Origin of the sequence: Promicromonospora sp. NPDC060204 (genome assembly GCF_042728455.1) — a bacterium.
Lineage (GTDB): Bacteria > Actinomycetota > Actinomycetes > Actinomycetales > Cellulomonadaceae > Promicromonospora.
On sequence record NZ_JBHWZO010000195.1, the window covers coordinates 1 to 11,735 of the forward strand.

Sequence of the window (11,735 nt, forward strand, 5' to 3'; positions counted from 1 at the left end):
GGTCCCCGGAGGGACCTGAGCGTCTGACGCGCGTCTCAGCGCGTGAAGCGGAAGCCGTCGCTCCGGATCGGCGCGTCCGAGCCGTTCACCACCACGATGCGGTGGCTGCCCCGCTTGAGGCCGGTCACGGAGTACAGCTCCTGCTGCGTCCGGCGGGCCGCGGAGCTCGTGTCCACGGTCTGCTTCAGCACCCCGTCCACGTAGACGTGCACGGGCCCCTGGTCGGGCGCCGTCGGCGCGACCCACGTCGCCCCGGTGCCCGTGAACGTGAGGTCGGTCCAGGCCTCGCCGGTGGCCGTGTGCACGTCGTCGGCGCCGTCACCGCGGAACGCGAACGTCAGCGCGGTGTCGCCCGCGGGCAGCGCCGTGAGGAACCCGGCCGACAGCACGACGGCCTGGCCGTCGGCGGCCCAGTCGGTGCCCTTGCGCAGCACCGCGTCGCCGTGCCGGATCGCCGTGAGCTCGCCCGGGTCCCGGGCCAGCTCGACGCGGGTCGCCTCGGCCTGCTCGTCGGGCACCACGATCGCGTTCGGCGTCACGAGGTTCTCCTGCTCGACGTCGACCCGGTCGAGCAGCATGAACCGCCCGCTCTTCTTCTCGATCCGCAGCGTGTGCTCGCCGTCCGCGAGGTCCGACGTCGTCCACACGGCCTGCTGGCTCTCGCGCGGCGTGCCGGCGGGCAGCGCGGCGTCGACCGTCTCGACGAGGTCGCCGTCGAGGTAGACCGCCACCTCGCCCTGCGACTCGTCGCGCTCGGTCACGTACGTCACGCCGGTGCCGCGGAAGGTCAGCTCGAAGGCGTCGCCGTCCTTCTCGGTCCAGTGCACGTCGTCCTCGTGGTCGCCCAGCCCGCGGCCGGTGCTGTGGCTCCAGCTCCCGGAGTAGGAGATCTCGGACGCGTCGTCGTTGAGCTGCTGGACGCGGGCGTCGGTGTCGCCCGGCGCGGGCGGCTCGTCGCCGTCCGCCACGACCGAGACGGCGAGGTCCTGCGACGTCGCCGCGACCTCCTGGTTCCCGTTGCGCTCCCAGTCGCCGCGGTAGCCCACCTGGAGCACGTCGTCGTTCACGGTCGACGCCGCCCGCACGGCGGGCGTGACGCGCAGCAGCCGGACGCCGTGCGGCGGCACGTCGGTGGCCGTGAAGCCCTCGGTGAACGTGCCGAGGTTCTTCCTCGCCCAGACGTCACGCACCTTGTGGCTGCCGTCGGCGAGCCCGAGGTCCGTCCAGTCGGCCGTGACGTCGGCGTCGGTCGAGCCGAGGTTGAAGAGCCCGACCACGTACGAGCCGTCGTCCTGCAGCGAGTACCAGACCTGCCGCTTGCCCGCCGTCGAGACCGGGTGCGCCGGGATCGCGGCCTGGTTGATCGCGATGACCTCCTCGTTGGTGAGCAGGTTCAGGCCGAACGTGTCGAGCTGCGTCAGGTCGTTGCCGGTGTACATCGGGGCCGCGGAGATGGCCCACAGGCTGGTCGCGGTGCGGCGCTCGTCCTGGGTGAGGCCGTCCATGCGGCCGTTGCCGACGTTGAGCGAGTCGAGGTCGCCGAACCCGCCCGGACCGGTGTGCCGCCACCACTGCTCCGCCTTCGGGAACAGGCGCGCGATGTTGGGCCACGTGGTCAGGGCCTCGTTCTCGCAGTAGCACTCGACGTCCCAGTCGACCCGCCAGCCGTCGGCCTGCTCCTTCCAGTAGTCCGCGTAGGCCGGGTCGAGCGCCCAGGACAGCTCGAACCAGATGCCGCGGCTGTGCAGCGCGTCGGACCAGGCGGCGACGTCACGCCGCGCGTCGAGCGACAGGTCGGAGATGCCGGAGCCGGGGGTCACGCTGTCGAACTTGACGAAGTCGACGCCCCAGTCGCCCAGCAGGGCGCCGATCGAGTCGATGTACTTGGTGGTGCAGGGGTTGTCGAAGTCGAGCGCCCAGCCGATGCCCCAGTAGTCGGCGCGGGTCAGCGGCTGCTTGACGATGTCGCCGGTGCTGCACCCCGGCGCGTCCCAGATCGGCAGGTCGGCCTCGTACACCTCGGGCCCGATGCCGGGGATGAAGTACAGCCCGAACTTCTGGCCGTTGTCGTGCACGTGGTCGATCACGGCCTGGAGGCCGTCGGGGTAGAGCGACGTGCTGGGGGTGGGGCGGCCGTACTCGTCGACGCCGTCGTTCCAGCCCGCGTCCACGTTGATGCGGTCGTAGCCGTAGCGCTGCAGCTTGGTGTGCATGGCGTCCGACTGGGCGATCAGCTGGTCGGCGTCGATCCAGCGACCGTCGCCGCTGTAGACCTGCATGCTGAAGCTGCTCCAGCCCATGTACGGCGACGTGGCGAGGTCGCCGGGCCCGACGCGGGGGACGGCCGGCGGGGGTGTGGGGGCGGGGTCGGCGGCGGCCGTGGCGACCGCGGGAGCGGCGGAGCCGGCGGCCATGAGGCCGACGAGGGCGAGTCCGCACAGCGCCTGCCGTAGCAGGCGTCGGGGGCTTGTCATGGGTGCTGCTCTCCATCCTTGACGAGGATGCGCGTTGGCGACGTGCGGAACGGCACTGTTCCAGGCGCGGGACGTGCCCGGCGGGCGATACGTCCTTTTTTGACGCGATCAAATAACCACAGCCCGGACCCTTCGCGCAAGGGCTGCGGGGTACTTGCTTGACAGCGGAAAGAAATTCCTGGAACGCTCGTCCCGCTCTGCCCGCTCCGAGAACCACTGGTGGCCCTCATGCTCACGCGCACCGACGCGCCCGGTCCCTGGACCCTGCACCTCGACACCGCCGGACCCGACGCCGACGCCGCGGTCCTCGCCGGACTGCCCGTCCCGGCCACGGTCCCCGGCACCGTCCACACCGACCTGCTGGCCGCCGGGCTCATCGAGGACCCGTACCTCGACCGCAACGAGCTGCTGACGCCGTGGATCGGCCGCTCGCGCTGGCGCTACGAGACGACGCTGCCCGCGGCGGCGGGCGGGACGCCGGGCGCCGAGCGCACCGACCTCGTGCTCGACGGCCTCGACACGCTCGCCACGGTGTCCGTCGACGGCGTCGAGCGCCTGCGCACCCGCAACATGTTCCGCTCCTACCGGGTGCCGCTGGACCGGGCCGAGGGGGCCGAGGCCTCGGTCGTCTTCGACGCGCCCTGGGGACCCTTCGACGAGCTCGACGACGAGACGCGGCGCGCGTTCGACTCGCCGTCGGCGCACATCCGCAAGATGGCCTGCAACTTCGGCTGGGACTGGGGCCCCACGCTGGTCACGGCCGGCATCTGGCGCCCCGTGCGCATCGAGTCGTGGTCGGTCGCGCGGCTCGCCGAGACGCGGGTCGAGCCGCGCGCCGAGCGGGACGGCGCCGGCTGGCGCGGCGTCGTCGAGGTGGGCGTGGAGCTCGAACGGACCGCCACGGCGCACGACGTCGAGCTGGTCGTGCGGGTGGCGGGCGCCGAGGCGAGCGTCGTTGTGCCCGCCGGGGAGACCTCGGCGCACGCCGTGGTCGAGGTCCCCGTGGCGGACGCCGACCTGTGGTGGCCGCGCGGCGCCGGGGCGCAGCCGCTGCACGACGTCGAGGTCGAGCTGCTGGACCGCGTCACGGGCGAGCCGCTCGACCGCGACGAGAGGCGGGTCGGCTTCCGCTCCGTCGAGGTGCGCCGCGAGCCGGACGCCGACGGCGAGTCGTTCGCCTTCGTGATCAACGGGCGCCCGGTCGCCGCGCTCGGCTTCAACTGGATCCCCGACGACTGCTTCCCGCACCGCGTGACGCACGACGACGTCGCCGCCCGGCTGCGCGACGCCGCCGAGGCGAACGCCAACATCCTGCGCGTGTGGGGCGGCGGCCTGTACGAGTCGGACGACTTCTACGCGCAGTGCGACGAGCTCGGCTTCCTGGTCTGGCAGGACTTCGCCTTCGCGTGCGCGCCCTACCCCGAGCACGAGTGGCTGCTGGAGGAGGTCGAGGCCGAGGCGCGCGAGAACGTCGTCCGCCTCATGTCGCACCCCTCGCTGGTGATCTGGAACGGCAACAACGAGAACTGGCTCGGCTGGGACGACTGGGGCTGGAAGGAGCGCCTCGGCGACCGGCCGTGGGGCGAGCGCTACTACCTGGAGATCCTGCCGCGGGTGGTCGCCGACGTCAGCCCGCACGCCTTCTACTGGCCCGGCAGCCCGTACTCGGGCACGCCGGAGGTGTACTCGAACGACCGCTCCCGCGGCGTGGTGCACCTGTGGGACGGCTGGAACGAGCAGGGCTACCAGGTCTTCCTCCAGGACCGGGCGCGGTTCGTCTCCGAGTTCGGCTGGCAGGGCCCGCCCGCCTGGCGCACCCTGACGGACGCCGTGCACGACGACCCCCTGCTGCCGGACTCGCCGGGCGTGCTGCACCACCAGAAGGCGGTCGACGGCTCCCTCAAGCTGTCGCGCGGCCTGGCGCCGTACTTCGACGAGCCCACGGGGATGGCCGACTGGCACTGGGCGATGCAGCTCAACCAGGCGCGCGCCCTGACCTTCGCGATCGAGCACTTCCGGTCGCTGCGCCCGGTGAACATGGGCTCGATCGTCTGGCAGCTCAACGACTGCTGGCCCGTCGCGTCGTGGGCCGTGGTCGACTCCGCCGGCCGGCGCCGGCCCGCCTGGTTCGCGGTGCGCGACGCGTTCGCCCCGCGGCTCGCGACGATCCAGCCGCGCGACGGCGGCCTCGCGCTCGTGCTGGTCAACGACGGCGTCGAGGACTGGACGGGGTCGGCGACCGTGCGCCGCGTCGGGCTGGACGGCCGAGTGCTCGCCGAGCAGGCGGTCACGTTCGAGGTCGGCTCCGTGGCCGGCACGACGCTCACTCTCGACCCGGGCCTCGTCGAGCCGGGCGACGCCGCCGCCGAGCTCCTGGTGGCCGACGTCGACGGCGCGGCCCGGGCGTTCCGGTACTTCACCGTGGACCGCGACCTCGCCTACCCGCGCCCGCGGCTCGACGTCAAGGCGGTGCCGCTCGACGGCGGCGACGTCGAGGTCACGGTCACGACCGACACGTTCGTGCGCGACCTGACGCTGCACGCCGACCGGCTCGACGCCGGGGCCGCGGCGGGCGACGCGCTGGTCACGCTGCTGCCCGGGGAGTCCGCGACCTTCCGGATCGCGGGGGCGGACCCGGCGCTCGCCGGGGCGATCGCCGAGACGATCCAGGGCGGGGGACCGGTGCTGCGGCACGCGGGCGACCTGGTCGGCTGAGCCGGCGGGCACTTCTCATCTGTGCAATTGCGCTGGTCAGCAGCGTGATTGTCCTTGTGGCCGTCGTCGTCGGGGCGCAGATTTGCGCTGATTGCCCCACGACGGGGCAAAGCCCCGGCCACGAACCATGGAGTGAACGTGCCCTCAGCTCATCCCCATCCGCGCAGGGCGGTGGCGGCGGCCCTGTCGGTCGCCACCGTCCTCACCACGGCCCTGTGGGCCGTGCCGTCGGCGGCGGCCGCACCGGCCGCCGACCCGACGCCGCCCGCCCGGGACGAGGTGGCCGAGAAGGTCACCGACGAGGTGGCCGAGACGCTCGCCGAGGAGGTGCGCGCCGACTTCTGGGTCCAGCTCGCCGACCGGCCCGACCTGGCGCCCGCCAAGGACATCGCCGACTGGGGCGAGCGCGGGCAGTACGTCTACGACGCCCTCGTGAAGAACGCCGAGCAGTCCCAGGCCGGCGTCGTCGCCCAGCTCGAGGCCGCGGGCGTCGAGTACCAGAGCTTCTGGATCAGCAACGCGATCCACGTCCAGGACGGCACCGAGGCGCTCGCCGAGCGCGTCGCCGCCAGCAGCGACGTCGCCCTCGTGCACGAGGAGATCGCGATGGAGCTGGTGGACCCGCCGACCGAGTCGGCGGACCCCACGGGCCGCACGGCCGCGGACGAGCGGGCCACGCAGGCCGCCGAGGCCGCCGAGGGCGCCGTCACCTGGGGCATCGACGAGATGAACGCGGACGACGTCTGGGACCTCGGCTTCACCGGCGAGGGCATCACCGTGGCCGGGTTCGACACGGGCGTGGACCTGGAGCACCCGGCCCTGCGCGCGAAGTACCGCGGCACGCAGCCCGACGGCTCGGTCGACAACGACTACAACTGGTACGACCGCCCCGGCCTGTGCGGCGGCTCGCCGTGCGACCCGATCATCAACCAGGTGGGCGGCCACGGCACGCACACGATGGGCACGATGGTGGGCGACGACGGTGCGGACCACCAGATCGGCGTCGCCCCCGACGCCCGGTGGATCGCGACCAACTGCGTGGACCGCTGCGCCAACTCGATGGAGCGCGCCGACTACCTGCGCAGCGCCCAGTGGCTGCTGGCGCCCACGCGCGCCGACGGCAGCGACCCCGACCCCGCGATGCGCCCCCAGGTGGTGAACAACTCCTGGGGCATCCCGCAGTCGCAGGAGGACACGCTCCCGATCGCCGACTGGATGGGCGACGAGACCGAGGCGTGGGAGGCCGCCGGGATCTTCGGCGTCTGGGCCGCGGGCAACGAGGGCGAGGCGGGCTGCGAGTCCGGCCGCCTGCCCGCGCGCTACCCGCACACCTACTCCGTGGGCGCGTACGACGCCGACGGCGACATCGCGTACTTCTCCTCGCGCGGCCCCGGAACCGACGGCAAGATCAACCCGAACATCGCGGCGCCCGGCGTCGACGTGCTCTCGGCGCTGCCCGGCGGCGGGTACGGCGCGGGCTCCGGCACGTCCATGGCGGCCCCGCACGTGGCCGGCGTCGTGGCGCTGCTGTGGAGCGCGGTGCCCAGCCTGGTCGGTGACATCGAGAGCACCAAGACCCTGCTGGACGGCACCGCGCACGACACCGAGGACCTGAGCTGCGGCGGCACCGCCGAGGACAACAACGTCTGGGGCGAGGGCAAGATCGACGCCCTCGCGCTGGTGCAGGAGGCCCTCGCCTCCGGCGGCGCCGGCACCCTGGCCGGCACGGTGACCGACGCCGACGGCGCGCCCGTCGCGGGCGCCACCGTCGCCGCCGAGGGCCGTCACTCGCCCCGCACCGTCACGGGCCGCGACGGCACCTACTCCATGAGCGTGATCGCGGGCGACTACGACGTCACGACCAGCGCCTTCGGCTACCTCGCCAGCTCCGCGCGGGCGACGGTCGCCGTCGACACGACGAGCACGCTCGACGCGACGCTCACGGCCGCGCGGCGGCACGAGGTGACCGGCACCGTGGTGGACCCGGACGGCGCGCCCGTCCCGAACGCCGACGTGTCGGTGGACGGCACCCCGCTGGACGCCGTCGTGACCCGCGCCGACGGGACGTTCACCGTGCCCGCCGTCCCCGAGGGCGAGTACACGCTCGCCGTGCGCCCGAACGCCTGCCTGTCGCCCGCGACCACGACGTTCGCCGTCGACGGCCCGCAGGACCTCACCGTCACGGTGGAGCGTGTCACGGACCTCGGCGGGTACACCTGCTCCGTGTCCGAGGGCGACTACCGCCGCGGCACCGACCTGGTCGAGATCACTGGCGGGGTGTGGCAGGACATCGCGCTGCCCTTCCCGATCGCGTTCTACAACGGCACGCACGAGACCCTGAACATCGGCCGGCGCGGCGTCATCACGACCTCCGCCTCCGACACGGCGGGGCCGGGCACCGGCGGGGCGGCGATCTTCCCGTTCTACATCAGCCGGCCGCTCACGATCGACGACCAGGGCGGCGTCTACACCGGCACCACCACGGTCGACGGCCAGGACGCGTTCGTGGTCGAGTACCGCAACGTCCAGGCCGAGGCGGTCGACAACGTCACCACGGCCCGGATCAGCTTCTCGGTCACCATCACGCGCTCGGGCACGGTGATCGTCGCCTACGGCGACGGCGTGGGGGCGGACGGTCCGCTCAGCGCGGGCTCGACCGCCACCACCGGCATCCAGGGCTGGGCCGGCGTGGACGGCATCCGGTTCTCGCAGGACGCCCCGGTGCTGCACGACGGCCTCGTGGTCACCTACGACCTGCCCGACTTCGGCTACCTGGACGCCACCGTCGTCGACGAGAACGACGGGCTCCCGGTCGAGGGCGCCGACGTCGCCTTCACGCGCGCCGGCAAGCTCGTGGAGAGCGTCGTGACCAACGGTACCGGGCTGGTGCACCGCCAGCTCCCGACCGGCGACTACACCATGACGGTCACCGCGCCCGACTACGTCACGCGGTCCTACGAGTTCTCGCTCGACGAGCTCTACGCCAAGGCGAAGGTCGATGCCCGCCTGACCACCGGCGTCGCCGACCTGGCGACCGACGGCCTGGACACCGTGCTCGGCGCCGACCAGCACGGCCAGGGGTCGCTCACGCTGACCAACACCGGGTCGGCGCCGGTCACGTACGACCTCGCCGAGGTGGAGCGGCACCCCGAGCTGGACGGCGCCGGCGCGACCACGAGCACCCTGAAGGGCGCGGCGAGCAGCATCGACCTGGCCGCCTGGGAGGCGGGAACGTCGGGGAAGCACACGGCGTCGAGCGCGGACGCCGGGAAGCAGGCCGCGGCGGCGGGCAAGGACACGGCCGCCGACACCCTGGCCACGGACACGCTCGCCGGCGGCGACGTGATCACCCGGTTCAAGCCGTCGGGGACGCCGGCGGAGGGCGAGCCGTCCGGCCTCGGCTACGACGGCGACGTCTGGGTGCACGACTACGACGCGAAGACCAACACGGCCTTCACCGTCACGGGCAGGAAGACCGGCAAGGTGTTCGCGGCCGACTGGAACCCGGACTACCGGGCCTTCGACCTGGCGTTCGACACGCTGACCGGCGACATGTGCCAGATGGAGGACAGCCCGGCCAGCTTCATCCACTGCTTCGACCGCGAGACGGGCGTCAAGACGCGGGAGATCAAGGGCGACTGGTCCACCCTGCAGCTCACGGGCCTCGCCTACGACGCGGGTCGTGACGTGTTCTACGTGGGCGGCCGGGTCAACGGCATGATCGGCACGGTCGCCGGCATCTCGCACGAGACGCCGGGCGAGCTGCTGTCCTTCTGCGCGCCGCCGCTGCCGAAGGTCATGGGCCTGGCGTACAACCAGGCGTCCGACACCATCTGGTACACGGACCTGGCCAACGGGCGCAGCCGGCTGCTCCAGGTGGACCCGGTGGACTGCTCGCTGGTGAACGCCTGGTGGTTCCCGGACCCCAAGCCGTACCAGGGCGGCGGTCTCGACACCGACGCCAGCGGCGCCCTGTGGGCCACGGACCAGATCTCGGACGAGGTGCTGCTCGTCGACGTCGAGGACGACCAGGTCACCGACCTGCCGTGGCTGTCCCTGTCCACGACGCACGGCACGCTCGCACCGGGGGAGTCGACCACGGTCGACGTCGCCGTCTCCACGGACGGCGTCGACGCCGGGACGCTCGCCGCGAACATCGTGGTGCGCTCCGACGCCGGCCGGCAGTCCAAGGAGTACGTGCCCGTCACCGTGACGACCACCGACTACCAGGTGGCCGTGAACGCGGGCGGCGGCTCCTTCACCGACGGGGTGGGCTTCGCCTGGTCGGCCGACCGGGCCCACCGCGACGGCGGCTGGGGCTACGAGGGCCGCACCCGGACCGTCTCCACGCGCTCGGCCATCGCGGGCACCGCGGACGACGCCCTGTTCCAGACCCAGCGCACCCCGGTGCACCGGGACCTGACCTACGTGTTCGACGACGCCCCCGCCGGCACCTACCGGGTCGACCTCGGGTTCGCGGAGATCGAGAAGGCGGCACGCGGCAAGCGCGTGTTCGACGTCCTCGTCGACGGGTCCCTGGAGCACTACGCCTACGACCCGGCGGGCACCGCCGGCCAGCGGACGGCGGACGTGCGCACCGCCGTCGTCGAGCACGACGGCGGGCCGCTGACCGTCGAACTGCGGGGCACCAACGGGCTGCGGGCCCCGAGCGTCGCGTCCCTGCTCGTGACGCGCGACCCGCGCGCCACACAGGGTCCGGAGGAGCCCGCGGAGCCGGAGCGGCCGGAGGACGTCCCCGTGTCGCCCGCCGGCCGCACCTACGAGCAGAAGGTCACCACCGGCTTGTACCGGGAGGGCACCACGCTCACGCCGTGGACCGGCACCGCCGGGTGCGGGCCGCTGTTCTTCGAGTTCGACTTCCCCTTCTACGACACCACGTGGGACGGGGTGTGCGTGTCGCCGGCCGGCATGCTCACGTTCGACCGGTACCGGGGGAGCTGGGGCAACACCGACCTGCCGTCGTCCGGCGGGGCGGACGCCCTCTACCCGTTCTGGGACGACCTGGAGGTCGACGACGCCGCGGGCATCTACCTCGGCGTGACCGAGGTGGACGGCCAGGACGCGCAGGTCATCGAGTACCGCGACGTGACCTTCCAGGAGGCGCCCGGTGAGCGGGTCAGCTTCTCGGTCACGCTCGTGGCGGACGGCCGGATCCAGATCGGCTACGGCCCCGGCGTGGGCGGCGACAACCCGCTGACCCACGGCTCGTCGGCCACGGTCGGGGTCGAGAGCCTGACCGGGACCCACCAGGTCTACTCCTACGACGAGGCCACGCTGACCGCGGGCAGCGGCCTGGAGTACACCCTGCCGGCGTCGGGCACCCTGGAGGGCGCGGTCACGGACGCGAACGACGGCAAGCCGGTCGCGGGCGCCGTGGTCACGCTCACGGCGCCGGACGGCGGGACCCGGACGGTCACCACCACCAAGCAGGGCCGCTGGAAGGCCCAGGCGCTGCTCGGCGAGAGCAGCGTGGAGGTCTGGTCGCCGGACTACGTGGCCGGCACCGGCACGGTGACGCTCGACGAGGCCGGCCAGGCCGGGACGCTCGACACCGAGCTGACCACGGGCGTGGCCGAGGTCTCGGGCGACGAGCTCGACTGGCTCCTGGGCCCGGACCAGACCGCGACCGCCGAGGTGCGGGTGACCAACACCGGCTCGGCGCCGCTGAAGGTCTCGTTCGCGGAGCAGGAGCGGGGGCAGAGCGGGTCCGCGGACCTGCCCTGGCTGACCCTGGCCGGCGCGGCCCTGGAGCGACCGACCGTGCTCGCCGTCGGCGAGTCGACGACGGTCACGGCCACCGCCGACACGTCGGGGACCACGCCGGGCGAGCTCACCGGCGACGTGCTGGTGGCGTCGAACGCCGGCCGGGACGGGTCGCAACTGCTGCCCGCCACCCTCGGCTCGTCGGCCTACTGGCTCGGCGTGGACGTGGGCGGCACGGGGCTCACGGGCACGGACGGCACGGTCTGGTCAGCCGACCAGGCCCTGGACCGGAAGCGGCACGGCGCCACGTGGGGCTACGTGGGCGGCAAGGTCCGGTCCACCCGGGCCGACATCGCGGGCACGGACGACGACCAGCTCTTCCGCACCCAGCGGACCGGCAGGACGTTCTCCTACGTGTTCGAGGACGTGCCGGCGGGCACCTACCAGGTGGGCCTCGGCTTCGCCGAGCTCGACCGGGTCCCGGTCGGCGGGCGCGCGTTCGACGTGCTGGTCGACGGCGAGGCAGTGCTCTACGAGCACGACGTGCAGGCCGCGGTGGGCAGGCTCGCCGCCGACACGCACACCGCCGCCGTCGAGCACGCGGGCGGCGACCTGACGGTCGAGCTGGTGGGCGAGCTCGGCGACGGCGACCCGGTGCTCAGCTCGCTCACGGTCCGGGAGGACCCGCGCGGCTGACCCGATCGCCGCCGTCCGCCGAGTCAGTCGGCTGGTCGGACAGGCGTGGGGGGGGCGGCGCCCCGTTGTTGCGCGGGAGCACCCAGGCGCGCGAAGGGGGGCCCCCCCCCCCCCGCCCAGCGGGCC

The 11,735-nt window shown here is 73.3% G+C and carries 3 protein-coding genes; 2 read left to right on the forward strand and 1 reads right to left on the reverse strand.

Translation table 11 applies throughout. From position 1 onward, the window contains the following. Positions 1-35: 35 nt before the first annotated feature. Complete coding sequence (locus tag ACFWEJ_RS21095) at positions 36-2,474, reverse strand: X2-like carbohydrate binding domain-containing protein (protein ID WP_377231148.1); 2,439 nt, start codon at positions 2,472-2,474, stop codon at positions 36-38. A gap of 228 nt (positions 2,475-2,702) precedes the next feature. Between ACFWEJ_RS21095 and ACFWEJ_RS21100 the strand changes: the two genes are divergently transcribed. Continuing rightward, a complete protein-coding gene (locus tag ACFWEJ_RS21100) occupies positions 2,703-5,189 on the forward strand; it encodes a glycoside hydrolase family 2 protein (protein WP_377231149.1) in 2,487 nt (828 codons plus the stop codon). A gap of 138 nt (positions 5,190-5,327) precedes the next feature. Then, positions 5,328-11,609, forward strand: a complete 6,282-nt coding sequence (locus ACFWEJ_RS21105) for a S8 family serine peptidase (protein ID WP_377231150.1) — start codon at positions 5,328-5,330, stop codon at positions 11,607-11,609. The last annotated feature ends 126 nt before the right edge of the window (positions 11,610-11,735 follow it).

Coding starts and splice junctions, on each gene's coding strand:
- ACFWEJ_RS21095 (WP_377231148.1), bottom strand. CDS start 2,474: ATGACAAGCCCCCGACGCCTGCTACGGCAGGCGCTGTGCGGACTCGCC.
- ACFWEJ_RS21100 (WP_377231149.1), top strand. CDS start 2,703: ATGCTCACGCGCACCGACGCGCCCGGTCCCTGGACCCTGCACCTCGAC.